23 protein-coding genes and 6 tRNA genes are annotated in these 25733 nt (G+C 59.1%); 6 read left to right on the forward strand and 23 right to left on the reverse strand.

Annotated elements, in window-relative coordinates:
• Position 1: 1 nt before the first annotated feature.
• The 23 genes from RIN49_RS13945 to RIN49_RS14055 all read right to left on the reverse strand — a co-directional run bounded on the left by RIN49_RS13945 (position 2) and on the right by RIN49_RS14055 (position 20154).
• Complete coding sequence (locus RIN49_RS13945) at positions 2-1174, reverse strand: Gfo/Idh/MocA family protein (RefSeq protein WP_309120779.1); 1173 nt, start codon at positions 1172-1174, stop codon at positions 2-4.
• Entirely contained in the window at positions 1174-2013 is an 840-nt protein-coding gene (locus tag RIN49_RS13950) for a class I fructose-bisphosphate aldolase (RefSeq protein ID WP_309120780.1), read from the reverse strand. Before RIN49_RS13950 ends, RIN49_RS13945 begins: the two co-directional genes overlap by 1 nt.
• Positions 2014-2177: 164 nt before the next feature.
• Positions 2178-2262, reverse strand: a tRNA-Leu gene (locus RIN49_RS13955).
• Between the two features lie 167 nt (positions 2263-2429).
• Positions 2430-2810 carry an EamA family transporter gene (locus RIN49_RS13960; protein ID WP_309120781.1) on the reverse strand — a complete coding sequence of 127 codons (381 nt, stop codon included), beginning with the start codon at positions 2808-2810 and terminating at the stop codon, positions 2430-2432.
• A gap of 44 nt (positions 2811-2854) precedes the next feature.
• Positions 2855-4678, reverse strand: coding sequence for an HD-GYP domain-containing protein (locus tag RIN49_RS13965; protein ID WP_309120782.1), 1824 nt, complete (start codon positions 4676-4678; stop codon positions 2855-2857).
• 15 nt (positions 4679-4693) lie between these two features.
• Positions 4694-5488 (reverse strand): endo alpha-1,4 polygalactosaminidase, encoded by a 795-nt coding sequence (locus RIN49_RS13970; RefSeq protein WP_309120783.1) that lies wholly within the window; start codon positions 5486-5488, stop codon positions 4694-4696.
• Positions 5485-6165: a DUF4956 domain-containing protein gene (locus RIN49_RS13975; protein ID WP_309120784.1), complete on the reverse strand. Its 681-nt coding sequence runs from the start codon at positions 6163-6165 to the stop codon at positions 5485-5487. The genes RIN49_RS13970 and RIN49_RS13975 overlap by 4 nt, the downstream gene beginning before the upstream one ends.
• Before the next feature lie 46 nt (positions 6166-6211).
• Complete coding sequence (locus RIN49_RS13980) at positions 6212-6919, reverse strand: polyphosphate polymerase domain-containing protein (RefSeq protein ID WP_309120785.1); 708 nt, start codon at positions 6917-6919, stop codon at positions 6212-6214.
• Between the two features lie 15 nt (positions 6920-6934).
• The gene (locus tag RIN49_RS13985; protein WP_309120786.1) at positions 6935-8617 is read right to left on the reverse strand and encodes a CotH kinase family protein; all 1683 of its coding nucleotides are present in this window, start codon (positions 8615-8617) and stop codon (positions 6935-6937) included.
• The gene (locus RIN49_RS13990; protein WP_309120787.1) at positions 8614-10332 is read right to left on the reverse strand and encodes an HD-GYP domain-containing protein; all 1719 of its coding nucleotides are present in this window, start codon (positions 10330-10332) and stop codon (positions 8614-8616) included. The genes RIN49_RS13985 and RIN49_RS13990 overlap by 4 nt, the downstream gene beginning before the upstream one ends.
• A gap of 31 nt (positions 10333-10363) precedes the next feature.
• A complete protein-coding gene (locus RIN49_RS13995; protein ID WP_309120788.1) occupies positions 10364-10711 on the reverse strand; it encodes a DUF2304 domain-containing protein in 348 nt (115 codons plus the stop codon).
• Positions 10708-11442 carry a glycosyltransferase family 2 protein gene (locus tag RIN49_RS14000; protein WP_309120789.1) on the reverse strand — a complete coding sequence of 245 codons (735 nt, stop codon included), beginning with the start codon at positions 11440-11442 and terminating at the stop codon, positions 10708-10710. Before RIN49_RS14000 ends, RIN49_RS13995 begins: the two co-directional genes overlap by 4 nt.
• 29 nt (positions 11443-11471) lie before the next feature.
• On the reverse strand, positions 11472-13490 hold the full coding sequence (locus tag RIN49_RS14005) for a hypothetical protein (protein WP_309120790.1): 2019 nt from the start codon (positions 13488-13490) through the stop codon (positions 11472-11474).
• Positions 13491-13514: 24 nt separating this feature from the next.
• Positions 13515-15110, reverse strand: a complete 1596-nt coding sequence (locus tag RIN49_RS14010; protein ID WP_309120791.1) for a hypothetical protein — start codon at positions 15108-15110, stop codon at positions 13515-13517.
• Complete coding sequence (locus tag RIN49_RS14015; RefSeq protein WP_309120792.1) at positions 15107-16582, reverse strand: hypothetical protein; 1476 nt, start codon at positions 16580-16582, stop codon at positions 15107-15109. Before RIN49_RS14015 ends, RIN49_RS14010 begins: the two co-directional genes overlap by 4 nt.
• Positions 16500-16991, reverse strand: coding sequence for a hypothetical protein (locus RIN49_RS14020; protein ID WP_309120793.1), 492 nt, complete (start codon positions 16989-16991; stop codon positions 16500-16502). Before RIN49_RS14020 ends, RIN49_RS14015 begins: the two co-directional genes overlap by 83 nt.
• A gap of 41 nt (positions 16992-17032) precedes the next feature.
• Entirely contained in the window at positions 17033-18811 is a 1779-nt protein-coding gene (pelF, locus tag RIN49_RS14025; RefSeq protein ID WP_309120794.1) for a GT4 family glycosyltransferase PelF, read from the reverse strand.
• A 278-nt stretch (positions 18812-19089) separates the two neighbouring features.
• A tRNA-Leu gene (locus RIN49_RS14030) sits at positions 19090-19171 on the reverse strand.
• A gap of 31 nt (positions 19172-19202) precedes the next feature.
• Positions 19203-19275 (reverse strand) — tRNA-Lys (locus RIN49_RS14035).
• A 6-nt stretch (positions 19276-19281) separates the two neighbouring features.
• Positions 19282-19356 (reverse strand) — tRNA-Glu (locus RIN49_RS14040).
• Between the two features lie 127 nt (positions 19357-19483).
• Positions 19484-19574, reverse strand: a tRNA-Ser gene (locus RIN49_RS14045).
• Between the two features lie 9 nt (positions 19575-19583).
• Positions 19584-19659 (reverse strand) — tRNA-Asn (locus RIN49_RS14050).
• Between the two features lie 12 nt (positions 19660-19671).
• On the reverse strand, positions 19672-20154 hold the full coding sequence (locus RIN49_RS14055) for a SprT family protein (protein WP_309120795.1): 483 nt from the start codon (positions 20152-20154) through the stop codon (positions 19672-19674).
• Between the two features lie 128 nt (positions 20155-20282).
• On the opposite strand from RIN49_RS14055, the gene RIN49_RS14060 reads away from it, so the two are divergent.
• From RIN49_RS14060 to RIN49_RS14085, 6 genes are all read left to right on the forward strand, one after another.
• Entirely contained in the window at positions 20283-20624 is a 342-nt protein-coding gene (locus RIN49_RS14060; protein ID WP_309120855.1) for a hydrolase/acyltransferase, read from the forward strand.
• An 86-nt stretch (positions 20625-20710) separates the two neighbouring features.
• Positions 20711-20833, forward strand: a complete 123-nt coding sequence (cmpA, locus tag RIN49_RS14065) for a cortex morphogenetic protein CmpA (protein ID WP_309120796.1) — start codon at positions 20711-20713, stop codon at positions 20831-20833.
• 119 nt (positions 20834-20952) lie between these two features.
• Positions 20953-21771, forward strand: coding sequence for a sensor histidine kinase (locus RIN49_RS14070; protein WP_309120797.1), 819 nt, complete (start codon positions 20953-20955; stop codon positions 21769-21771).
• A 7-nt stretch (positions 21772-21778) separates the two neighbouring features.
• Entirely contained in the window at positions 21779-22465 is a 687-nt protein-coding gene (locus tag RIN49_RS14075; RefSeq protein ID WP_309120798.1) for a response regulator, read from the forward strand.
• A 127-nt stretch (positions 22466-22592) separates the two neighbouring features.
• Entirely contained in the window at positions 22593-23651 is a 1059-nt protein-coding gene (locus tag RIN49_RS14080; RefSeq protein WP_309120799.1) for a DUF4198 domain-containing protein, read from the forward strand.
• 5 nt (positions 23652-23656) lie between these two features.
• Positions 23657-25729 carry a copper resistance CopC/CopD family protein gene (locus tag RIN49_RS14085; protein WP_309120800.1) on the forward strand — a complete coding sequence of 691 codons (2073 nt, stop codon included), beginning with the start codon at positions 23657-23659 and terminating at the stop codon, positions 25727-25729.
• Positions 25730-25733: the final 4 nt, after the last annotated feature.

The raw sequence follows: 25733 nt of genomic DNA on the forward strand, positions 1-25733 counted from the left end.
TTTACTCCCCCCAGTTTATGGCGATCGTCTCTCCCGTTCGCTGCGACGCCAGCGCCGCCGTGAACACGCGGTGGCTGCCGGCCGCTTCTTCCGGCGTCGCGCAGCGGAACGGCTGCGTCAGCCGGTCCGGCCCGTTCGCGACTTCGTCGCAAAACGCCGCCCACATCTGCAAAATCGAATCCGAGAAGCCGAATTCGAAAATGCCCCCGGTAATCGTCCCGTACGCCGATTTGTACGGCGCGTCCGCCACGTGCCATGCCTGCGAGGCTCCCGGCGTATACGGCAGCGACGCGACCTGCTTCGGATACTTCGTCGTAAACTCCGCCGACAGCTCCGTCCCTTGTATGCGCAGAAACCATGTATTGGCATGCCCGGGGGCGATGCGCTTCGTCGACAGCACCATCGGGAACGCCTGATCCGCCGTCTCCACGTCGCACGCGAGAATCGCGTTGTCCCACGTCTCGCACGGCGCCAGGCCGCCCTTGCCGTCGGGACGCTCCTCCACGATCTTCGAGAGCAGCGCGCGGACGCTCTTCGGCTTCCAGCCGTACCGGAGCGGCAGATGCAGCACATGCATGCCGAGATCGCCCATGCAGCCGTATTCGCCGTTCGTCGCGATGCGCCGCTTCCAATTGATCGGCTTGTTCGGATCCAGATCGCTCGAATGCCAAAATCCGGCTTCCACCTCGATTATACGCCCGAACCGCCCTTCGCGCACCCACTCGGTGAGCTGCATCGCCCCCGGGAAAAACGGGAACTCCGAAGAGCACCGCACGACGACCTCCGGATGCTCCGACAACGCTTCCATAATCGCCGCGTTCGCGGCCGCGTCGATGCCGAACGGCTTCTCCCCGAGCAGATGCTTCCCGGCCCGGATAATATCGATGTACAGCTGCGCGTGCAGGTGATGCGGCACCGCGCAATAGACCGCGTCCACGTTCGGGTCGGCCAGCAGCTCCCGATAATCCGCGTAAGACCGTTCCACGCTCGGCACCGCCGACTCGAACCAAGCCGCCGCCGCCGGGTTCGCATCGCACACCGCCGTAATGCGCGGTTCGAAGTCGACGCCGGTCAGATGGCACCACCGCGCGGCGGCGCTCGCGAACTCCTTCCCCATGAGGCCGCAACCGATGACGCCGAATCGGATGACCTTTTTCGAACCTTCGCCCGCCATTACGCCTCACCCCCGAGCATCGCGAGCGCCGCGTCCGCCGACGCGCCTTCGTGCACGATATGCATGAGCGCCTTCGTCATTCGGTCCGGATGCGGATGCTGAATGACGTTGCGGCCGTAGACGATGCCCGAGGCGCCTTGCTCCATCAGCTTCACCGTCCGGTTTACAATCTCTTCGTCGGACGCGCGGCCGCCGCCGCGCACGAGCACGGGCACATCGCCGGCGACCTCGACGACGCGATGGTACTCGTCTACGTCGTCGCACGGGTCGGCCTTAATGACGTCCGCGCCGAGCTCGACCGCTTGACGGACGAGCGGCATAATTTTCTGAATGTCCCCGTCCACCATGTACCCGCCCTTCGCCTCGTTCGGCAGCATGACGAGCGGCTCCACCATCAGCACCATGCCGTATTTCTCGCAGTCCGACTTCAGCTTCATCACGTTCTTCACGCATTGGTAATGGAGCTCCGGCTGGTTCGGCAGCAGCAGCAGATTCACGCACACCGCCACCGCGTCGAGGCGCACCGCATGCTCGACCGCGCCGTCGATAATTTCGCTGAAGAGAAAGCGCGGCAGGGTCGTGCCGTAGATGTTCGCCGCATCCGTGCGCAGCACGAGCCCCGGCTTCTGCTTGCCCGAGAGATTCTGCAGAAACTTCGCCTGCCCGACGCTCAGCTGGATGCAATCGGGACCCGCGTCGACGATCGTCCGAATCGCCGACTCCATGTTTTCGATCGAAGAGAGGAACGAGGATTCGTTGAAGAAGCCGTGATCCACCGCGACGTCGAAGCACTTGCCGGCCGGACTGAACATGCGGTTCATTCTCGCTTTGGGCGACATAGGGGAAAACTCCTTTTTCGAAAAATGTAATAGTAAAACAACAAAATGTTCGTTTCTAACATTTATCCTAAATCAGGCGCCGCCGTTTGTCTATATCGTATTTTTCGTTTGGAAAACAAAAAAAGAACCCGACGCTTGGTCGGATTCCCGTTAGTTGGTATGTATGGTGCGGTCGGAGGGATTTGAACCCTCACGCCCAGTGGGCACTACCCCCTCAAGATAGCGTGTCTGCCGTTCCACCACGACCGCATATTCGATTCGCTTGCATCGCCTTCCGAGGAAGTGAGGCGACAAAAATTAATATACCGGATGGACGGCTAAAAGTAAAGTCGGAACGTTTGGTAAGTTTCGGCCTTTCCCGAGGCGAACCCGCTACGACTCCTCAAGGATCTTTCGCGAAAGCCGTCCGATCCGGCTCATCCGGCCGCCGCCGCGGCCGTATCGTTCGCCCGCAGCAGGACGACGATGCCGATCATGATGATGGCCGTGCCGAGCGCTTGACCTAACGACATCTTCTCCTTAAACAATGCGACCGCCACGGCCAAGTTTAAGAGATACGTGATCGATTGCAACGGAATAATCACGGACATCCTGTAATTGGATAGCAAATAAAAGAAAAGTACCATCGAGCAAAAGTATCCCAACCCTCCCAACAGCACTTTCCACGACATGAACGTCCCGGCGATCGAGGCGATCGACGAGAGGTCCAGAGGGTGCTTCGAAAATTGCCACTTCCAGAGCAAATTCCCGAGCGTGCTAAGCAAGGAGGAAACTAATACCAAATAGACGATCTTCATCCCGCGAATCGCGCCTTCTTTCCCAACGTTCGGAATACGGTCGATTATACCACCGATACGCTTTTTCTGGAAACGTACTCTGTCTTGACGAAGCAGGAGTCGCATGTTTTGCCATGCGCCGCGCATAATACCCCTTCCGTCTCCCAGCAGTTTTTATCCGTTCTCCCGTAAGCCGGGCAAGTGCGGCAGATCGTCTCCGGCACGCAGCACATCTCGCTGCAGGCGCCGAGCGCCTTCTTCGCATCGATCTGACTTCTGCGCTTGTCTTGGTACCAATCGATAAAGACGTTCACCATATCGGCGTCGAGCTGCTGGCCGCTGGCGGAGCGAAGCGTTTGAAGCGACTGATTGAACGACATCGGATCCCGATAATTACGACCGTTGATCTTGGCGAGGAACGTCTGAACGACGGCGATGATGCGCGCGCCCGCCGGTATTTCCGCCCCTTTCAGCCCTGCGGGATACCCGTTCCCGTCCATTCGTTCGTGGTGATGGCGAATATACGAGGCCGCCCGCTCGTTGCCGGTCGCGAACGAGACGATCAAGGCGCTGACCTCGGCATGAAGCTTCATCAGTTCGAACTCGGCGTCCGTATACTGGCCCTCCTTCTGAAACAGATCGCTGGACAACGCGATCGTCCCGATGTGGGCGAGGTACGCCGCGATCGCCACGTCTCGGATTTCCCCCGTGGACAGTCCCATCTCCCTTGCGATCACGATGCTGTATCGACTGAGCAGCTCGGAGTATCCGATCGTGTTCGGACTCAGGTCGTCAAGCAAGCGAGCCAACGCTTGCAGCAGCGGGACGTAAGCGCCCGTGCCGCGAAGATAGGCGCCTTGCTCGGCGGCGAACCTGGAATAATTTTCGACTAAGGTTTCGAAATACAGACTGATCCAACGCTTCTCTTTCTCGGCCTTGTTCCAAAAGACGAAATAATGCGGCCCTGTCGATACGAGCAGCACCTGCTTGATGCCCTCCTCCTGGAAATATGAAGGTATCGGTTCCCGTACGTAATGCACGGCTTCCTGCTCGGACAAGGCTCTATATGCGAACAAAGTCTCCTCATCCGTCTCCAGCCGATCCGCTAGCTCCTTGAACGGCCCGGTCTTCCCGATCACCCGATATTCGCCGCCCGCCGCATGCACTAGGCAGCCTCCGGAAAACTTGAGCGTGTTCACGCAAAACGGCAAAACGGTTTCGAGGGCGACATCGACTTCCAACGCGATCTTGCTGATATTTACGATCGCGTTCTTCGACGCCATCGCGATGTTCGATTGCTCCTTCACTTGCTCCGCCTCGATCATCTCTTCCACCATCGGACGGACGAAGTCCATCCACCGCTTCAACCGTCGCTTCTCCCGTCGGGATACGCGATGGATCGGACCGATCCGGATCATCCCCTTGCCGCTGATCGGGAGAACGAGCAGCGGCACTTCCCCTTCCTTCACGACCTCGATTTTGCTCGTCAGAAATAAATTCGACGCCGTCATCGCCGGCTGATACGCATCCGCCGGCGAGGAGATCAACGCGCTTTGCGTCGATGCGCCGGGGCCGCTTCCCGAACGGAACCGCGTCGCCCGCAGCATAAACTTATCGAACCGCTCGTCGCGGATATAGAACGCATATGTTAATGCGCTGAACTGGCCGCCGAGTTCCTCCAATACGACCGTCATCTTTTGATCGAAGTTCGGCTGCGACCGTATTTTATCGAGCTGCCTCTGCACGCTAGACAGCTTCCTCAAATCGATGCGAAGTTTCCGGATATACAGCAGCACGAGCGCGCACAGCAAGACGATGCCGCCCGCGACCGTAACCGCGTAATCGAACGCGATCTCGAAGGATATCCCTTGGATCGACAAGAGCCTCATGCGCCGCCCCCTCCCTTACTCAAGATGAGCCTCTACCCAGATAGAATATTCGTCATGTCTCGATAAATACGTCATGCCCTGGCGTTTTGCCGCCTTCCTGTCGCCCTCAGCTCCCGGCCGCCCGCTCACGGCGAACAGCTCGAGACCGTTCTCCCGCAACGATTGCAGCATCGCCAACTGGCGTTTGCCCCAAGGATCGGCCGCCCATTCCGCCCTCCAGTCCTCCCACAGGAAAGCGTCGACGTCCCTTGAAGCGTTGCCGATGAGTTCGAATCCGCGATTTTGCATCGTCCACAAAGCCGGATGCCTGGCGCGCAACTCGGACAGCCATGCCAAGTACGCATGCATCATCTCGGCCCGATCCACGGGCGACTCTACCCGTTCCTCGATGTCCCCGACGGTGTCCAGGAACGCACCGTCCATGCCCTTGGCAACGATTCGTTGTTCGAGTTCGTCGAATAGAACGTTCTGATAATGCTTCTCGCGAATATCCATCAGATACGCATCCCATTGCGGCAGGTGCAGCTTCTCGCCTGCCGGCCGATAATAGTCCGCGGTCCGCAGCGCGTCCCCGCGCGGGACGTTCCAAGCGGCCCACTCCATGACCGATAGATAACCGATCACTTTCGTGCCCGTTCGCTTTAGCCTGTCGACTCGATCCGCGGTCCAATGGAGCGGCTCGACGACGACCAGATCGAAGCGCGATAACGCCTCCGTCTTTTCGTCGTCCATATGTCCGTAATATATCATGAACTTGCGCTCGTCTTCGGCGGCCTTCCCGCGCCAGCGATCGAACCATCCGGGCGTCACGGCGCGTAATCCCCGTTGTAGCTCACCAAGGATACGTCTTTAATGCCTTCTAACCCCGACAAGTCGTTGACGATCGTCGTCTGGGAGCCCCGGATTTTCACTTCCGCGACGACCTCGATATGATCCCGGCGAATCGTCTTGGACTTCAATACGTGCTTAATCCCGTCCAGCGTCTTATCGACCGTCTCCGTCGCCTGCTCCGTATGATGGATGATGAGCAGGTAGGCGGAATCCTTGAACTTGACCCGCGTCAGCAACAGCACGGTGACGGCCAGCACGGCCGATCCACCGACGCCGACCGCGTACACGCCTGCGCCGTTCGCGATCCCCGCGGAGATCGCCCAGAACATAAAGACGATATCCATCGGGTCCTTGATCGCCGTACGGAAGCGCACGATGCTCAATGCGCCGACCATGCCCAGCGACAAAATGATGTTCGTACTGATCGTCATGATGATCAAGCTCGTAATCATCGTCATAAGCACTAACGTTACGTTAAAGCTGTGATGGTAGACGACTCCGCGGAACGACTTCTTGTACACGAAATAAATAAAGATTCCCACGACCAACGACACCGCCAGCCCGATCCCCACGTTCATGAGAGACACCGGCGTAAACTGACCCACATTTAAAAACGATTCCTTCACGATATCCTGGAAATTAATCGTATTCGTCATCGCGCCCCGCCCTTTCCCCATCCCTTACCCTTGCGGACTCCGACTTCTATCGAAGCGCCGGTTTTACGGCCTCTCTGCACAACACGTATTTGGAAATCGCCGCTCGCTGGTGCGTTCGCAAGCGAAGCGCCTCCGCAATGTAACCCGGCAGAAAATCGTTATACTTGACTTCCATGATCAGCCGCGGCGAGTGAAGAACCGTCGCCGTCGCCGCCTCCCGCTCGAAGATATCGTGCGTATCGACGACGGCCGACAACGATTTATCGAACGTGAGACGAACTTCCCCGGGCTCCGACGTATATGCTTCTCTCGTATAATCCACGATGATGTCCGGCTTCAGACGGTGCACCTGCAGCGCCGTATTCCACTGCTGCATCACCGGTTCCTTCCGATTGGCCGTAGCGTCGAATGCTCCCTCCAAGATCGCCCGGTATTCCGGCAACGACAACGAGGCGGATTCTTTCGATACCAATTCGCCGAATCGGCTTTTCCGCTCCAGCTTAATCACTTTGTCGCTGTGATTATAAATGCGGATCCGATATTTCTTCCGCTGTATGACGCCGTAATTTTTCTCGAGCAACGCCGTTTCCTGTTGATCGCTGAAATACAAGCTGCGAATATGATATCCCTCCGGACTTTGGGCGTTCCGATCCAGCGACATGAACGCCGACAGCCGGTTTCGCAGTGCGTAATACTCGGAGATGTGAATGTAATATTTCAGCTCGTGTCTCAACTTCTTAAACTCGTGCTGCACGCCGAGTCCTCCTCGTTATTCGACGGTGAACTCGTTCACGCCGAAGATGTATGCCCCGTCTTCGCCAATTACCGCGCCGTAGGACACTTGAGTATGGCCCGCGGCGTCCTTCACCGTAACCCGGACGTAATAGGTCCCGGGGGCGGGAGGATCGACCTCGTACGTCGTATCCGATAAACCCAGGACGGATACGATCGGATTCGAAAGATGCGGATCCGTCCCGATTTCGAAGTCGTAAGCGATCGCGTCCCCTTGCACGTCGTAGGATGAATCCCATACGAATCGCAATTTGCCTTCGTTCGCCGAGGGAGTCGCCACGAATACCGGCATCGGCTTCTCGAGCAGCTCGTAAAATTGGTGTTTGTAGAAAGCCGGCATCCCGGCTACCCTTTCAAACTCCTCGTCGAACTGTCCGATCTCCTTCGGGAACGCCGCCGCGTCCGACCCTTGCGTCACAATCGGTTTTACGGCGTTATAATACCCGTTCAAGAGCTCCCGGGTCCGTTCCTCGGTAACGATTCCCCCCAGCGCCTCGATCTTTGACTGTAAGCCTTCCATCAGCTCAGGGGTTTGAATGACTCTCTGATGCAGCTTCACGCCCCACCAGTTCGACAACCCCGCCTTCCAAGGATCCATCGGCTGTTTGCTGCCGCCGAACCACTCGAAGTTTCGGAACGTCCGATCGTAATCCCATGGGATGAAATACCAGCGCTGCGAGTTCGAAGGACTGTAAATATAATAATTGAAGGTGAACGTATCCAGATTGCCGAACAGAATGTTTACGGCCATCCAGGTGAAATAATTGTCGCGATCGAAATATTTGTCGAAGACGCGAACGAAATCGGTCGTCGGATCGTTAACCGCATCCAGCATGGAGATCAGCTTCCGATGATCTTGGCTGCCCTCCACCTCCAACACGGATTCGAACGCGGCCTCGTCGTACGTGGGGTCGGTGACGAGCTTCAGCTGATCCTCGTACCGGAAGAAGCCGAACCCGACCGCCTTATAGAGTTGCCCGTAAGGGTCAAGTTTTCTTGACGCCAATAACGTCTCGTTCACTTCTTCTACATGCGTGTATAACCCATAGTCTTCGAAGTCTCCGCCCTGGACTCCGTCGCTTTCATCCTTCACGTGCAGATGCACGAATTGGGTCCTCAAGCTGACCAAATCCGGAATCATGGCGAAATAATCGTAGCTGAGCTTATTGCGCACGCGCGTCAAATCGCGGTAATGCTTGTTCAAATTCAACGTGTTTTGCCCTTGCCACAGCTCGGTATCGTCGTCCAGCCGAATCTTATAAGATTTCTGTACGTCGTTCAGCGCCATGTTGCCGCGCAGCTCAAGCGTGGCGTTCGCCTCGGTCGACGGCTCCGAAACTTCCTCTTCCGGAGGACCTTCGCTCGTTCCTTCCCGGACGATGACATCGAAGAGCGGATCCTTCGACAAGATATCGGCTCGTCCCATCGCGTTCGTCTCGTCGAATGTGTAACCGTATCGTTCGCCCTTGCCCTTGTCTTGCGGAAGCACCGTCACGTACAAGTGAACGATCTCGTTCGACAAGGGGTACTCCGACTCCGGCTGGAGGAGCGGACTCGGCGCATCGTCGTACACCAGCGTAACGGAACAACCGGAAAGCGCGAGAGCGGCCGTCAGGGCGGCGACTCGCAGCCAACCGTTCGAATGTGTCCGATGATTCACTTCTTCGCACTCCCCCTTGAACGTTCTGCCGCCTCCGTATAGACGAAGCATTGCTTGCAGGACTTTCCATGCGAAGCGCATGCCTGGTTTTCGTAAGTCCAACACGGCTTCTCCCGTTGTCCGTACACGGGACAAACTTCGCATAAAGACGACGGCGTGCAATGCATCTCCCAGCAGACGCCGAGCGGCTCCATCGCTTCTCCCGCATCGGCGCGCTTACGCGAGAACCAGTCGACGAAGGCGCCGACGATTTCCGGATCCAGCATCGTGCCCGCCGCGGCTTCAAGCCTTCCCAGCGCTTCTCCGAAAGCGAGAGGCTCGCGATGCTTCCGGCCATGCACCGCGGCCAAGAACGTCTGGACGACGGCAATGATGCGAGCGCCGAGCGGGATCGCCGAGCCCTTCAACCCGGACGGATACCCTCGTCCGTCCACGCGTTCGTGGTGATGCCGAATCGCATCCGCGATGCTCCCTTTTTCGCCCAGCGTCATCTCCGCCATCGCCGCGCCGAGCTCCGCATGGGACTTCATTCGATCGTACTCGTCATCCGTGAACCGCCCATCCTTCGTCATTAAGCCCGGCTCAAGCGCCCCTTCCCCGATATTGGCGATCCAAGCCGCCGTCGCGATCTCCTGCACCTCTTCGACCGAAAGACCGAGCTCTCGGGCGATGACGGTCGCGTATCGGCTCATCTGCTCCGCATGCCCCGTCTTCCACGGGCTCATCGCGTCGTATAGCGAAGCGAGCCGCTTTAATAACAGGACGCGCTCCGAGCGCGTCGCGCGGTTGCCGGCCGCCGCGGCAAGGAACGCTTCCGCCTGCAAGCAAGCCGTTCGTAAGCAATCCGCAATCCGTCGGTCGTCCATGACGCCTCGTCCGGAGAGCGACCGGAAGATGCGCTCGACCGGCCCCGACGAGGTCCGATACCGGCACGCGAAGACCGCGCGGCCGTCTTCCCGATCCAGCGACACCGTCGCCTCGCCTTGCAACGCATCGTCCGCCGCGGGAACGAGCTCCCCGCCCGTCAGCTCCATGACATCCATCGCGACGCGGAACGCTTGGTCGACGACGGTTTCGGGCTCCGCGACGAGCAGGAGCAACCTTCTCCAGGATGCCTCGGATTTGCGAGCCGCCTCCTCGCTGCGCATCGACGCTTCGACTTGCACCAGCCAGGACACGACCGGCGCAAACCAGCCGACCGTCTCCCCAACCGTCGTCTCCGGACGGCCCGAACGCTTCTTTCTCGGCCCGGCGCGCAGGATCCCGCCGCCTTGGAGCGAGATGTGCAGCAAGGCGGTTCCGTTTTCCTCGATCCATCTTGCGCCTTCGGGCATGCCGGCATCCGCAGGAAGCGACGTCGGAGGCAGATACGGCTGGGCGGAGTACGGCGCAAGTCCGCTGTATGACGGCGAAGCCTGGCCGATATTCGACTTGCTATGTCTTAACGCCCTCAACGTATATTGCTTCTTCTCCGGTTGCAGCAGATAGAAAGCGTACATCGACGCTTCTGTCGAATGGGAGAACGCTTCGAGCAGGACATCCAAGTTGTTCTCCACGCCCGCGAGCGGTTGGATTCGCTCCAAAGCCCGTCTCGCGGAGCTCCACTGCGCTTTCAGCCGCGCTTTCTTCCGCCGCTCAGCGACGTATAGGCCCGCCATCGCGAACATCGCCGCCAGGAGCATGACGACGATCGACAGCGTCATGGACGGCATCATGCTCCCCCCTCCCTTTTCGCGAAAATCTCCGCTAGTCCTCTTCCTTCTTGCCGGCTTGCTCCGAGATCGAGATATGCTGCGCCAGTTGCTTCAACTTTTCGTTCAAGGCCGAGATTTGGGTTGATTGATGCAGCACCAAGAGCAATAAGATTAGGTTGGAGAACAAAAACAGCAAGGAGGGCGGATACTGAATGCCGACTCTTGCGGCGACCCAATCCAACCAGCCGGGATTGGCGGAAACGAGCAGGATCGATCCGGCGCCGAGAAACCAGACGATCGAATTCCGTTCGTTAATTTTCCGTTTCAATAATAGGTTCAACACGATGAAGGTGAAAACAAGCCCAGAGAAAAACACGAACAGCTTGGCGATTAAGCTCATACGGCCCTCCTGCCTCTGGACAACTTATCGTTCAATAAAACGATCAGCACGCTCAGCAATACCTTCAACATGTACATGACTGGCTTCAGCCCGCTATGCATGCTCACGCCTAACTCCCGGGGGCGCATCCGCACCGGAATCTCCTTAATCTGGAATTGCTGCAGCAGCGTTCGGATCAGAATGTCGGCATCGGGAAAATCGGACGGGAATTCCTGCTGCTTGGCATATTGAGAGAAGAGGGCATGAGAGATTCCCTTGAACCCGGAGGTCGGGTCGGATATTTTCTTCCCGGTCGTCCGGTAAATCAACCCTCGGAAGAACGCGATCGCGATGGTCTTCATCGCGCCCATCTTCATTCCGCTTTCGCGATCCAGAAACCTGGAGCCGATGACGATATCGGCGTCGTCCCGTCGGACGGCTTCGATCATCCCCGGCACGTCTAAGGCGTCATGCTGCCCGTCCGCGTCGAATTGCAGACAGTATGCGTAACCCCGGCGCTGCGCGTACCGGAAACCGGTTTGCAGCGCGGCGCCGTACCCTAAGTTGCACGGATGGGAGAGGACCGTAACCGGGAACGCGGATGCGACTTCTTTCGTCCGGTCCGTCGATCCGTCGTTCACGACGAGGATATCGGCGTCCAGCCTCATCGCCAGCAGCTCCTGCAGCACGCCCGCAATATTCAATTCCTCGTTGTAAGCAGGGATAAGTATTAAGATCGACTTGGGATTCACGACGCCGATTCCTCCAGGTACGCATGTACTCATTGCAATAAATTATCCAGCAGTTCGCTAAATTCCGGCTTCGCCCATATCAACTCGTCGTTAGCTTCTTGATCGGTGCCCCGGAAGATGTAATGCACCTTGATCACATCGTCTTCGTAGAAGGTCTTCAAGTCCCCGTTATACTCTTGATACAATGCCAGCCACTGTCGAAGCTCGCGGTACTCCCGTTCCTTGCGTTCGTATTCCGGGGCCAGCGCATTATAAATGCTTAGTCGAGGATCGTGACGGTACACTTGTTTTTCCTCGATGATATAAATGTGGTATGCGATGTTGCCGTCCGGCTCCGTCTCGTCGGTCCGGGTCAGCGGAAACTTCCTGGGATCGAAATCCTTGATCAACGTACCGATGTAATCGTGTACGCCGGTACCGTAAGTGAGAGAATACCCTTCGCTTTGCGAGTACACGACCCAGGTCATCGGCAGATGCCGCTTCGCGATCGAGACGTATTGCGTCGCCGAGCTGTCCCACATCATCTTATACGGGATAATCGGCTTCAGTCCGCCGGCGAACCCGAGGCCGCCGACGATCGCCGCGCACGAGACGACGTGAACGGCAGCCGCGATGCGGCCCTCGTCCGGCAACACCGCCTTCCAGACGGCGTACCATACGATGCCGAACGCCAGACAGGTTGCTACGGTCCAGACGCTCTCGCTTCGCGTGGCCAGGACGACGCTTTGACTGACCGGTCCGCCGTAAGCGTAAAGCATGAAACAAGCCAACCCGAACAACGTTGCGAACCGATAGACCCTTCGTTCGCCGCGGGGCGCGACCAAGCTCCATAGGGCAAGGGCGGCGATGCAGGCGAGCCCGGCGTAATCCCAACCGTTGAGGGGCGGGGGATCGATCTTCGCCGTCTCCGCTAAGAAGCTCGACGACGAGCCGTGGAACGACTTCCCGATGATCAGGCCATACGCGAGGGGGACGATCGACACGATGACGCAAGCGACGCCGGCGATCGCGCCCGTCCAAAACCGTCTTCTCCCTTCCTCTCCCGCCGTCAGCCCCAGCAGCATCAAGATTCCTAGCCCCAACCCGCCGTACGCGAACGCGATCGTGTGCGACAGGCCCATGACGGCGCAGCCCGCGGCGCCTGCCCATAGCGCGTGTTTCGAGCCGTTCTCGAAGTACCGGAAGAAGAAGTACAACGTCGGCAATAGAAATAACAGCGCATATTCCTGCGGGATCGTCGCCGCCTGACGTTCCCAATCGCCTCCGTGCAGCGCGGTGCCGGCCAGTCCGTACGCAGCCGCTCCCGCAAGCGCGGCCCAGCGGCCTCCGGTCAGGCGCGATATCATGAAGTACAGACCGAATACGATCAGCAATGTGTTGACACCGCCCGTATACTTCAGCACGTAGATCGCATTGATCGCGGCGAATTTTTGCAGATACGACATCATGATAAACATGCCTTGCGGGTAGACGCCGTCATGGAACAGCTCGCGCATGCTAATATATTTCGTCCAGGCCAGAATGACGGCTCCGTCCGACATCGAAGGCGCGGCGCTCGTGAATGCGTCGTACAGCCGCACGAAGCCCGACATGCCGAACACGGCGATCGTTAGCACGCCGGCAGCTGCGGCCGTGAACGTCGTCTTCGGCAGGCGAACACGCTTGTCCGTGAACACGCGTTTGCCCCGTAAATATTTCCACCCGAGCTTCATACGGAACGCGATTTCGAGGAAATCGTAAAACTTCGCGCCAAGTTCCGTCAACGCGTCGCCGCGTTTGCTTCGATGCTTCGGCAGCACGTACGATCGGAGAATTAAGAACGTAAGTACTGCGAGAATCGACAACACCTCGAACAGCTTGGTTACGACTAATACGTATGCGATCACGATATAGAGGAACGTCATTCGCATGGCATTCGAGACGATCCGCTCCAGCTTATCCGGGGATGACGGCGAGAAAATGAATTTCGGCACGAGAATCAGAAGAAGCCAGAAGGCGAATACGTAGTGTCCCATATGGAACAGCTGATTCAGAATGCCGTCGTACATGTCGCCCTCCTCCTTCTTCTCTCGCTAATTCGCCGCGTATAAGTAATAATCCAGCTTCTTGAGAACCCGTAGCATCTGTATTACCGTTAACGTCGCGAAGATGATGGAACCGACCAATAGACCGAAGATGGCAAAATGGTATTCGAACCACCGGCTAAGCAGGAAGCCGACCGTCATGTTCGCCCCGACCGCCGGGAGGATCGACCGATTGACCAAGTCCGCTCGGGACAGCGAAAACAGAATGACCGCGTTCATGAGCGCGACGGCAAGGATCACATAGGACGCCACGGATACGATGAAGACGAATTCCGTCACGGTATCTTCCCGAATTAACGGTTTTCCTGCAAACTCGATATATTTTTCGTTAGCCATGAACAGGCCCTTCCAAACGACCGCGCCGCTCGCGACGGACGCCGTTACGATGACGGCCATCATCTTGTAATACACTTTGAGGAAATGCCGGTTCATCGACTCCGTCTCGGAGCCCCAGTAGCGCTTCTGCGCATCCTCCATATCCAGCATCAGCTTATGCACGATGACCTCGCTGACGCCGAGCGGAATCATTAGCGCCAACAGCGCAAAATCCAATCCCAGCTCGTATTCGCCCCGAAACCAGATGAAATACGGCATATACCACTCGTGCGCCGACCATGCATTGATCCGATCGACGAACAAGAAGTAAAAGTACAGGAAGCCATATAAGAAATACGGCATGACCGAGTAAATGGTAATCGACATTCGCGGCAGCTGCGGAGCGATGCCCTTCTCCTCTTTCCGCTCCGCCAATCGAAAGTAGTGCACGACTAAGACCATGCCGACGACGGATACGAAAAAGATCGAAATCAACTGGGAGAATATGATATCCAGCGGCGTATAACTCATCAATATATAGACGAGAATAATGCCTAAAATGATTAATCCGGTAAACGTCAGTTCTCTTCGTAAAATATACATGACCGTCACGGACAGCCAGATCGACGTGAGAAAGAAAAAATACAAAACGATATAGATAAACATGTTCGACGGGAAGATGTTAAACACCAGGTTAAATCCGTAAATCAAGACGCAGGTAATCAGACAAGTGATATAACCCAGCCGAATAAACTTGAAGGTGACCTTCCGCCCCATGTTGTAATACCCTTGAAATAAGTAAAAGAAGCCCCTTCGAGCGATCGCTTGCGTGTACCCGCCGACCACAATAAAGCTAAGAATCGTACCGATCGCGATGCACGTCGCCAGCTCGACGCTAAGAAACTCGTACGACCAAAGAGAGAACTTCAACGTCAGCATCGATAACACCGATATCGCCATCGGCAAGGCGAAGATTACGCCTCGTAAGAAGCTCTTGGACAGTTCGACGATCATGTACTTCAGATCCCGCTTCGGAGGGGGCTCGAACGGGGTGACGACGACGCGTTGCTGGATTTGCTCCCAGATCGCGTCGGCCAGCTCGAACACGTCGTGCATCCCGAATTTATCTCCGACCCGGCCGTCATTCCAACCCATCGATTCCAATAAAGCGGCGACCTCGTAACGATCCTCCGGGAACATGTTCCGCTTTTGCACATCCCCTACGATGCGGTCGAACAGCTCGGCGCGCGATTCGAATTCGACGATCATACTTCCCCGCCCTCGATAGGAACGATCATATGGATAATAAGCTCCGGCAGCTTCCCTTCCTTATCCGCCTCCTGTACGATCGCCGGCGTAATGCGTTGGTTTTTGTTAACGATTACCCTGCCGTCGTAGCCGTGCAGCGTTTCGCCCGCCAGCTTGCCGACGATGTAGCGATTTCGAATCGATAAAATTTCTTCCGTCAGCGCTGGGCTTTCCCGACTTGGCTCCTCCCCGGGCGACGGCCGTCTCGGAGAAGCGGCGATGACGCGATCCGGGGGAGGCGAAGGGAGAGAAGCGGTTTCCGACCTGCGAGAAGGCGCATCGGCGGGGGATGAAGGCATATCGAAAAAGTCCGATTTCCGCTCGAAACCTCCGTCGCTCACGATCTCCTCGCGATCGTCGCCCGCCGCCTCCGCGGTGTCCCCGACGTCTAAATACTCATTCATATCGCCCCAGAAGCCGGATGGCTTCGCAGGCGATCGAGACGCACGACGCATTTCGTTCTTGCGTGCCGGAGTTCGCTTCGAGGGCGGTGCGACCGGAGCGGACGCCCCCCAGGACGACACGGCGGCCAACTCCAAGTTTTCCCGAGTGTCTTCGCGGCTTGCGCGGGCGTGCTCCGACTCCCGCCTCTCCGCGAGATCCGCCGCTTCGCGGCGTTCGAGTTCGAGCGCTTCGACCGCCGGCTCCGCCTTCGTCTGCGCTTCGCGACGGTCGTCTTCCCGGGCCGCCGGCTTGAGACGATCCGTACCCGCTGCGTCCTCCGCCGCCTCCGAACCTTCCGTCTCCGTCTTCCGTTCCTCTACGATCTTGCGAAGCTTGAATTGAATCACCTTCGCCCGTCTTTGGAGCGCCTCCAATTCCTCTTCATGAAGCTCCGCCGGAGTCGGCGCCTCGTCCGCATCTTCTTCGAGCAACGACGCTTGATCAGCGTCTCGCTCCTCCTGAACCTTGGTGGCCGCAACCTCGTAGAACGAAGCTCCCGCCGAATCCTCGGCCGACGGATCGACGCCTTCCTCCTCGATCGTATCGAGCTCGCGATCCATCCTGCCGACTTTGCGGACAAGCTCTTTCAGCTCCTCGAGCAGCGATTGGAACGTCTCCTCGTAACGCGCGCTTTGCGCTTCGATGCGCTCTATGCGCTTCCGATGCCGTTCTTCTTCCGCCTTCATCCGGTCCCCGATCGATTTCGCCTCGGCTTCGCCCAACGCGCGAATCGCCTTCTTACTCGCCGCAAGACGCTCCGCCGCCGCTTGGTACAGCGCGTCCGTCCGTCGTCGATCCGCGAGCTCCGCCTCGAGAACCGCCGCTTCCCGCTTCAACGCAGCGTTCAGCTTCTCTTGCGACTCCACCTGATCGCGCAGTTCCTCGACGGACTGTTGCTGGTATTGCTTAAGCTTTCTGATAAAGTCCGTCGTCTTCCTGGGATGCAGGCCGAACAGCTTGCGTTTCGTCTCCCGCTTCCATTCGCTCATGCCTCTCTTCCTCCCCTCCCGTCTGCGCTTTCTCCTCGAGCCACCCGCTCAGTTCCGCTTTGATCCGGGACAAGGCGGATTCCTGTCTCTCCGCGACGACCGCTTCATCCGACTTCATACGCGCCGCCGATAGGTCCCGCATCCTCTTCGCTTCCAACACGTCCTCCGTCGCCGCGAAATGCACTTCCATCAGCTGCTTTGCCATTTCTTCGCCTCGATCCGGCGCTTCCAGCTCTCGCCGCAGCCGAGCGACCGTCTTCTCCAACTCCGTATGTTCCCGCTTCAATCGATCGAGCTCGCTTCGGAGTACCGAGCACGCCGCTTCGTGGTCGGCGTTCAAGCGCGCCACCGCGCGCTCTACCGAATCCGGCTCATATCCCCATAAGGATCTCTTCGTCACCTTGATCACGGTATCCCCTCCTCCAGTTTGCCGCGGCTCGCTCGACGCTCTTACGCCGTCCTGTTTTTGCCGGCCACCAATTCCATGTAGGCCTCATACTTATAAAGTTCTTGGAATGCACGGTCGTGATCTCCGATCCGGTTGAACGCCTGCGCGATCTCTGCCAGCAAGACCGGCGCCAGCACGGAATCCGGCTGCATCCACAACGCCTTCTGGAATAACGCGATCGCCTTCTGGTCGAAGCCATGCGCCGCAAGCGCGTATCCCTTCTCCATGTAGGCTTTCTGCTCGGCGACCACCGATATCCGAGCCGCGGGCCGCTCTGCGCTTTCGCTCGCCGCGGCCGCCGGAAGCCGTTCTTCCGCCCGCGCCGCGAGTTTGACATAACTCTTGAAATGAAGCTCAAGCACCCGATCCAATGTAAACAAGCTTAGTGCGCGTTGGCGGGCTTCCCGTCCCAACTCCACGGCTAATTCCCGATTGCGCAGCAGCTTCTCGAAGCCATCCGCCATCGCCCGAGGGTCCCGAGGCTGTACGAGCACGCCCGTATCCGCAAGCGCCTCCTTCACGCCGCCGACGTCCGTCGCGACGACCGGCTTTCCCGTCATCATCCCTTCGACGACGGAGTACGGGAACGCTTCGGAAATACTCGACAAGGCGATGACGTCGCCGCTCTGATACGCCGCCGAAGTATTGCTCGTGTGTCCGGCGAAAATAAAGCTGTTGCCGAGCTGCAGTTCTTCCTTCAGCGCTAGACATTGTTCGTAATATTGCGGGACCGATACCGAGCCGTATACGACGAACTTCGCCTCCGGCATTCGCTCCCTCAACAACGCCGCGGCATGCATGAAGGTCATGATATCTTTGATCGGATCGATCCTCGCGACCATCACCACGGTCGGAACAGGTTGCGGAGCGCCGGCCGCTTCCGCGAACACCCGTTGATCCACGCCGTTATAGATAACCTTCACTTGGGACAGCGGAACGCCGAAGCGGGTCTCCCATCTCATATTGTACTGACAAACCGGCGACACTTGATCCGCGAAGGCGTAGTTCAGCGTCGTAACGGATTGAACCAACCGAATCAAGAAAGTGCTTAAGAACGAAGAGTATCCGTTCCTCGATAACGACAAGTACTGCTCCCGCAAATACACGCCATGCTCGGTCAACAAGTATGGCGTATTGTTCGCAAGCTTCGACAGCACGCATGGAATGCCGCAAAACGCCGCAGCGGAGGAGTGCGTCACATGCGCCTCCGGCAACGGCGTGTTCAATATATTTAAGAAACGATAAACCCAACCGAGACTTTGGCTCAAGCCGAAGATGTCCGGTTGCCCCAATCGATTGTCCTTGTCTCCGGCGGCTTTGAGAATGATTTCCTTGTATACGTTCCAAGTGAGTTCCGATTTGAACGTCGCTTTGTACTCGTAATATTTGAAATACTCATGCATCTGCAGGAGCAATCTGCCGAAGCGTTCAGGATTTTTGCTCTGGGCTAGAATTTCAAGGATCAACTCGCGGAACAAGGGGATGAAACGTTTTCCGATATCCTCCGGCAAAGTACTCTTCTTTAGCTTATATATATGAGAAAACGGCGTCTCCAAATGCTCCGCCGGTTCTTCCGTCCCCCACAACGGCATCTTGATCAGAGCGTCCTGATTCGATAGCCTGAACTTCTGCGTAACGAATGGATTCATGAGTACGCTAAAGATGATGTAATCCACGGAACGCATCTTTTGGATGAGGATGTCGCACCAAGTGCTAACGCCGCCTTGATGAAACGGATACGTCCCTTCCGTGGCAAGCAATACTTTTATTTTGTCACTCATTCGTAACCACCGCAATCTCATTATATGCAAGCCAATTGTGAAGAGCAAAGTAAAAACAGGTCTTTAGCACTAACTTCAAGTTTGGAATGAATGTAGAAAAAATTACAACGCTGTCGGATTAAGTCGAGACCGAATCCGACTCGCATAGCACATCTGGGCCTAATTATACAATACTCTACTATACAATTTCTGAACATGAGAAGATTCATGGAAAATGCGACAGTTCGACAAATGCAAAAAGCCCTTACCGATGACTTCGGTAAGGGCCTTCTGCGATATGCGGTCGGAGGGATTTGAACCCTCACGCCCAGTGGGCACTACCCCCTCAAGATAGCGTGTCTGCCGTTCCACCACGACCGCGCGTAACTACATATATAATGAGGAAAAAAAGTGAGCCATGAAGGACTCGAACCTTCGACACCCTGATTAAAAGTCAGGTGCTCTACCGACTGAGCTAATGGCTCATGCAATGGTGACCCGTAGGGGATTCGAACCCCTGTTACCTCCGTGAAAGGGAGGTGTCTTAACCCCTTGACCAACGGGCCTTGTTTTTGTGACAACAAAAATGATTATAGCAGGTACTTGTCCGTTGCGCAAGCCCCCTTTTTCATTTTTTCGTCGTGAAAACAAAAAAAAGACCGCCCCGAAGGACGGCCGTTCGTTGTCGTTGAATGGCGGAGAGAGAGGGATTCGAACCCTCGCACCGTTTACACAGTCTAACCCCTTAGCAGAGGGTCCCCTTGAGCCACTTGGGTATCTCTCCAAATAAAAATGGCTCCCCGAACAGGACTCGAACCTGTGACAACTCGATTAACAGTCGAGTGCTCTACCAACTGAGCTATCAGGGAACGTTACATGCATTAATTTATCACGGGCCCCTTGTGTTCGTCAAGTTGCAGCTGTTGTAAACGCCCCCTGCATTTGCCACACCGATATCGTCTCGGGTCCGTCTTCCGCTTCCGCGGATACTGCATGGCGCAATCGACGCACCGCAGCACGTATCGGTACGGCAGGGTGACGCGCGCGCCCGGCACCGCCTGGCAATAGCGGGATCCGCCGACCTTCGCGAGCAGCCGCTTGAAGTCGTCGTCCGCGTGTTTGTATCCTCGCCGCTGCAGATGCAAATGATAATGGCACAGCTCGTGTTTGATGATCTTCTCCGTTTCTTCCGCCCCGTACGTGTCGTATTGTTTACGGTTGATTTCAATGTTATGCGTCCTCAGCAAGTATCGGCCGCCGGTCGTCCGGAGCCGCGAATTGAAAGTCGCCTTGTGCCGGAACGGCCATCCGAAGGAATCGATCGAAACCTTTTCCACCCAAGCCTGCAGTTGTTCGTCCGTCATATTCCGCCTCGCTTCTCGATCCGTCCCTTGAATTGTACCGAATGAGTAAGCTACACTGTCAAGTAGAACAATTGGGAAAACGCCGTTCGGCGTTTACGGAGGGAGAATTCCAGGTGTCCAAGCCTACCATGCGTTATCACGTGCTGCTTTACGGGGATCGGCTCGAATTCGTCGAGATGCCCGCGTCTCACGCGTACCAGCTGACCGCGCTGCACCAGCGGCTGCACAAGGAGATCGGCAAGCTGACGGCGGAGAACGTGCCGAACCTGCCCCAGGCGATCGCGGAGTGCGATGCGCTGGAGATCGTGAACAAGGATTACGTCGCTCTAAGCGGCTTGGAGTATATGAACCAGCTCGAGCAAGCGTTCGCTTCGGTGCAGGAGAAAAGCTATCCGCTCGTCTCGCTGCTGACGGAAATTCGCGCCCTCCAGGCGCAGCTGGAGCAATGGTACGAAGAGGAGTACGAATAGAAGCGCGCCGTATCGGGATGGACCTGCACGACGTGGGCGCCCCCTACGTATAATGGGTAACAAACCAGGGAAAGGGGCTGGCCACGTTGCCGCAATGGCTTCTCAATCAGATGATGCGCGCTTACCGGAAAAAGGACCGGCGGCAAATCCGTCTTCTGAACGATTGTTGGTTCTTTTACCGAACGAAGGAAGACCCTACACATAGATAGCCTGCGGGCCGGCCCTCCCTTGCGAGAGGCCGGCCTGCGCCGTTCTCCCCTTCCCTCGTTCGTTGTGGTATTGTAGTTGCTAATATCGCGGAAACGCTAAGGTCGGAGATGAACGCGCGTTGACCTATCGACAAATCAAATGGCTCATCCTGATCGTCCCTTCGCTGACGATCGGCATCTGGGAATTCGTTCGTCACGAATTCCATATCCCTTACCTTTCAATGGAGCTTGGCAACATTCTAGCCCCCTTCATTGTGCTCGGCGCGACGCTCGCGATCTCGCTGCCCCTGTTCCGCATGCTCGAGCATTCGCAGCGCCAGCTGCAGGCGGCCCGCGAGCTCCAATCGACGCTCGAGGAGCGCGAACGGATCGCGCGGGAGCTGCACGACGGCATCGCGCAATCGCTGTTCCTGCTGGCGGTGAAGGCCGACCGGCTCGAAAGCGGCGACGGATCGGCGGCGGAGTCGATCCGGCAGATCGTGCATCGCGTGAACGACTATGTTCGGCAAGCGATCGCGAGCCTCCGCTTCGCCCCGGCGACGCAGTCGCTCCCGTGGACCGAGATGCTGCACCGGCTGTTCGCCGAAGCCGGGGACGCCGGCCTCGACGTCCAAGTCGACTGGCGTCTGCCCGAAGCGACCCTGTCCGTTCGCGAGAAGGTCGAGCTGTACGCCTGCCTGCGCGAAGCGCTCGCGAACGTACAGAAGCATGCGGACGCGCGCGCGGCGTTCGTGCGCAGCGAGGCGACGGACGGCGGCTGGACGTGCTCCGTCGCGGACGACGGGCGCGGGCCGGACGCCGCGAACGAGGCGGCGACGGGCGACGGGCGCGGGCGCTACGGCCTCTCGATCGTGCGCGAGCGCGCCGCCGCGATGGGGTGGCGCTTCGCGCTCGAACGCGAGGCGGAACGAACGATCTTCACGATTTGGAAGGAGTGACCGGTTTATGAGCGACTCGCGCGTGGCGACTTCGGTTCGCATCGTCATCGTGGACGACCACGAGGACGCCCGCTTGGGCATCCAAACCATATTGGAAGCCGAGCCGACGTTCGAGGTCGTCGGCCTTGCGGCCAGCGGCGAGGACGCCTTGCGTCTCGTCGCCGAGCTCTCGCCCGATCTCGTGCTCATGGACATTAACTTGCCGGGCATGGACGGTTTGGAAGCGACGAAGCGCGTCAAGGAGCTCGCCCCGGAGACGAAGGTCGTCATGGCGACCGTCTCCGACGACGTCGCGCATCTCTTCGAGGCGATCAAGCGCGGCGCGCAAGGCTATGTACTGAAAAACCTGCAGCCGTCGGCGTGGCTCGAATATTTGCGCGCCGTCGCGTCGGACGAGGTGCCGCTGTCCAAGGAGCTCGCGACGCGCATTCTGCGGGAGTTCGGCGCCGCGTCGCCCCCGGCCGTCACGTCTCCGGATGCGCCGCCTTCTCGTCCGCCGCTGACCGCGCGCGAGACCGAGGTGCTGCGACTCGTCGCGAAGGGCCGATCGAATCGCGCCGTCTCCGAGGAGCTGCATCTGTCCGAGCATACGGTCAAGAATCACCTGAAGAGCATCCTTCATAAGCTCCAGCTGCAGAACCGTGTTCAGCTCGCCCGTCTCGCGGCGGAACGCGGATGGGTCCGCGAAGAGTGACCGAACGGTAACAGAACCGTCACAGGAATAGCCCGAACGGGTCATACCCCTCCTTATAACCGATGTACTACACTAAGGCTATTCCGAACGCTTCGTGCGTTCATCGATTCTATGGAGGGGTTACTTTATGAAGAAAATGGTCACCGCCGCGCTCGCCGCCGCGCTCTTCTCGACAGCGCCGATCGCGTCCGCTCACGACGGATGGTCGCAAACGTCGCCGATCGTCGCCGCGGGCGAAGTCGCCTACGTCGAGCTGCTGTTCGGCAATCACAGCAACGAGCATGGCAGCTATCGCATCGAAGGCAACTGGAACGAGGAGACGACGAAGACGTACGCCGTCACGCCCGCCGGCGACAAGATCGACGTCACCGGAACGACGTTTTACACGGGGGAAGTCGTAGAGTCCGACAACGCGAAGATCAACAACGGCTACATCGCTTCGTTCTCGGCCCTGACGCCCGGCGCGTACATCGTGTCCGTCGAAGGCGACAGCATCTTCGCCCACGGCGGCGTCGCCAGCCGAACGCTGCGCAGCGCCAAGTCGTTCGTCGCCGTGGCGGACGTGCCGCTGCTGCGCCGGGTGCAAGACCTGCGCGGCTTCGGCAAGGTCGTCAGCCCGGATCGCGCGGAGTGGGTGCCCGCGTCGAACCCGGCCGCGGAGACGACCGGGGGGACGGTGTCGGCCCGGCTGATGCTCAAGGGAGAGCCGCTCGCGGGCGCCGAGGCGACGCTCGTACGGCGCAGCACGTCGGAAGCGGAGCGGCTGACGACCGACGCGGACGGTTACGTCACGTTCGAAGCCGGTCCGGCCGACTATTACTTGCTGCGGGCGAAGCCGGCGACGGACGAGAAGGTCGAGGGGAAATACGACAAGACGAATTACGAAGCGACGATGACGTTCGTCGTGCAGAACGGCCGCGCGGCCGCGCCGAAAGGCCAGCCCGCTTCGGGGCTGCCGACGGTGTACGTCGACGGCAAGGAAGTCGACGCCGCGGCGTCCGGCTTGCGCCTCGCGGACGGCGCGCTGCGCGTCGATGCGGCGTGGCTCGCCGAAGCGACGAGCCGGAACGTCGACGCTTCGGGCGAGGCGAGCCTGCGCAGGGCGGCGGAGGCGGCCGGCGTCGCGGTCGAATATTTCCCGGCCGTGGGCGGGGTTCCCGCGGCGGTTCACCTGTACGCGAACTAATGTTTATGAGATTTCGGCGGTCGGCGCTCCCGATCGCCTTCTTGCTTCTCTGCCTGTTCTGGACGCTCGCGCCGGCCCCGCCCGCGGCGGCGCATGCGTATCTCTCCGCTTCGTCGCCGAAGCAGGAGAGCGTCGTGTCCTCGCCTCCGAGCGAAATTTCCGTGACGTTCACGGAGGAGATCGAGGCCGGCGTCAGCTCGCTCGCGCTCTTCGACGAAGCCGGGAACGAGATGCCCGGCGCCTTGTCGTCCGACGGCTCGAAGACGCTTCGACTCGCCGTGGACGGCTTGGCGGATGGCGTCTACCGGGTGCGGTGGCAGGTGCTGTCGGTCGATTCGCATACGACGGACGGCTCGTTCCGCTTCTCGGTCGGAACGCCGCTCGAGTCGTCGCGGCCGCAGGAGACGGTCTCGCTGGACGGCGAGGCGCCGACCGTCGAAGCGCCTGCGAAGCCGACGGAGGAGCCGGCTGCGTCGACGCCTCCTGCGCAAGCACAGCCTCCTGCGGAGGAGGCGCCCGACGAGCAGGTCGCGTCGACCGCGCCCGATGCTCCGCCGACTGCGAGCGAGCCGCCTCTTCCGTCGCGGACACCCGCCGACGCCCCCGTCGTCGGCGACAAGTCGGAAGGCGGCGATCGACCGGAAGCCGCCGACGAGCCGTCCGCTCCGAGCGACGGAGTCGTCGCAGACGCTCCTTCCGACGATGCGCCCGACGGCGCAGCCGCGGATGAGCCGGTCGCGCCGACGTCCGCCGTCGACGCCCCGGCATCCGCCGCGATCGAACACGATCACGCCACGCACGAATCGGCGTACGGCTCTCTGCCGATCCCTACGCTGCGCACGTTACTGCGCATCGTCGACGTCTTGACGCTGGCGACGCTAGGCGGCGTGCTCGCGTTCCGCGCGCTGCTGTTCGCCGCTCCCGCCGCAGCCGGCTTAGCGCCGGCTGCCGACGACTGGCGGCGCCGCACCGCAGCTAGCGCCTTCGTCGTCTTCGCGCTCACCGGCACGCTCCACGCCGCTCTGCTGTCGTCGCAGCTGGACGCCGTCTCCTTCGGCGACGTCTGGCTGCGCACGAGCGTCGGCACCGCCGCGCTCGCGCGGATCGGCTGCGCCGCCGCGATGCTGGCGCTCGCCTGGCGACGAGGCGGCCGCCCGTGGACGATCGCGCTTTCTGCCGTTCTGTACGCGCTGCTCAGCTGGACGTTCCCGGCGACCGGCCACGCCGCCGCGGCCGAGGCGAACCGCGCCCTCGCGCTCGGCGCGCACGCCGGGCATATCGTCGCCGCTGCCGCCTGGTACGGCGGTCTGCTCGGCATCGCCATCGCCGCAGTGCGAACGACGACCCAAGGCGCGCTGCAACTCGTCGGCGCGTTCTCGAAAGCCGCGCTGCCGCTTATGCTCGTCGCTGCTGCTTCGGGACTACTGCTCGCGAACGCGCAGCTCCCGTCGATCGCGGACTTAACGACGTCGACGTACGGCGGCATTCTGCTCGCGAAGCTCGCCTTGTTCGCGCTCGTCCTTGCGCTCGGCGCGTTCCATCGATGGGTTCTCCTGCCGGGACTCCGGCCGGAAGCCCCGACCGACCGCCGCCTCGTCGCCGGCATCCGTATCGAGGTCGCGCTCGCGATCGCGCTGTTCACCGTCGCTGGCTGGCTGTCGACGACGTCGCCTCCCACTGCCGCGACGTCCGCCGACAAGGCCGGGCCGTTCCACTGGCACGTCATGGGCGACATCGCCCATATGACGATCGACGCGACGACGCCCGTCGCGGGCGAGACGACGCCGCTCACCGCCGATATTTGGGTTCCCGACGGGACAGGCGGCGCCCCGACCGAGCCGCCGGAGCTCGTGCTCGTCACGCTCATTCCGCCGGGCGCGAGCGGCGGCTTGCAATACGAGCTCCGGCCGGCGCCCGACGAAGCGGCGCCTTACGTCTTCGAGGGATACACGAAGACGCACTACGCCGCGGCGCAGCCGATCGCGCTCGACCGTTCAGGCGACTGGGCGATCGCCGTCGTATTCGTCGTCCCCGGCCAACGAGCGATCATGTACGAAAGCAAGCTGCCCGTGCGCTGAAGGG

The organism is Paenibacillus sp., assembly GCF_031177825.1.
GTDB lineage: Bacteria > Bacillota > Bacilli > Paenibacillales > YIM-B00363 > Paenibacillus_AE.

What these genes read in the sequence shown, in the direction of transcription:
- RIN49_RS13945 (WP_309120779.1), bottom strand. Translation starts at nt 1,174, where the DNA reads ATGGCGGGCGAAGGTTCGAAAAAGGTCATCCGATTCGGCGTCATCGGT.
- RIN49_RS13950 (WP_309120780.1), bottom strand. Translation starts at nt 2,013, where the DNA reads ATGTCGCCCAAAGCGAGAATGAACCGCATGTTCAGTCCGGCCGGCAAG.
- RIN49_RS13960 (WP_309120781.1), bottom strand. Translation starts at nt 2,810, where the DNA reads ATGAAGATCGTCTATTTGGTATTAGTTTCCTCCTTGCTTAGCACGCTC.
- RIN49_RS13965 (WP_309120782.1), bottom strand. Translation starts at nt 4,678, where the DNA reads ATGAGGCTCTTGTCGATCCAAGGGATATCCTTCGAGATCGCGTTCGAT.
- RIN49_RS13975 (WP_309120784.1), bottom strand. Translation starts at nt 6,165, where the DNA reads ATGACGAATACGATTAATTTCCAGGATATCGTGAAGGAATCGTTTTTA.
- RIN49_RS13990 (WP_309120787.1), bottom strand. Translation starts at nt 10,332, where the DNA reads ATGATGCCGTCCATGACGCTGTCGATCGTCGTCATGCTCCTGGCGGCG.
- RIN49_RS13995 (WP_309120788.1), bottom strand. Translation starts at nt 10,711, where the DNA reads ATGAGCTTAATCGCCAAGCTGTTCGTGTTTTTCTCTGGGCTTGTTTTC.
- RIN49_RS14005 (WP_309120790.1), bottom strand. Translation starts at nt 13,490, where the DNA reads ATGTACGACGGCATTCTGAATCAGCTGTTCCATATGGGACACTACGTA.
- RIN49_RS14010 (WP_309120791.1), bottom strand. Translation starts at nt 15,110, where the DNA reads ATGATCGTCGAATTCGAATCGCGCGCCGAGCTGTTCGACCGCATCGTA.
- RIN49_RS14015 (WP_309120792.1), bottom strand. Translation starts at nt 16,582, where the DNA reads ATGAGCGAATGGAAGCGGGAGACGAAACGCAAGCTGTTCGGCCTGCAT.
- pelF (WP_309120794.1), bottom strand. Translation starts at nt 18,811, where the DNA reads ATGAGTGACAAAATAAAAGTATTGCTTGCCACGGAAGGGACGTATCCG.
- RIN49_RS14055 (WP_309120795.1), bottom strand. Translation starts at nt 20,154, where the DNA reads ATGACGGACGAACAACTGCAGGCTTGGGTGGAAAAGGTTTCGATCGAT.
- RIN49_RS14060 (WP_309120855.1), top strand. Translation starts at nt 20,283, where the DNA reads ATGCGTTATCACGTGCTGCTTTACGGGGATCGGCTCGAATTCGTCGAG.
- RIN49_RS14075 (WP_309120798.1), top strand. Translation starts at nt 21,779, where the DNA reads ATGAGCGACTCGCGCGTGGCGACTTCGGTTCGCATCGTCATCGTGGAC.
- RIN49_RS14080 (WP_309120799.1), top strand. Translation starts at nt 22,593, where the DNA reads ATGAAGAAAATGGTCACCGCCGCGCTCGCCGCCGCGCTCTTCTCGACA.
- RIN49_RS14085 (WP_309120800.1), top strand. Translation starts at nt 23,657, where the DNA reads ATGAGATTTCGGCGGTCGGCGCTCCCGATCGCCTTCTTGCTTCTCTGC.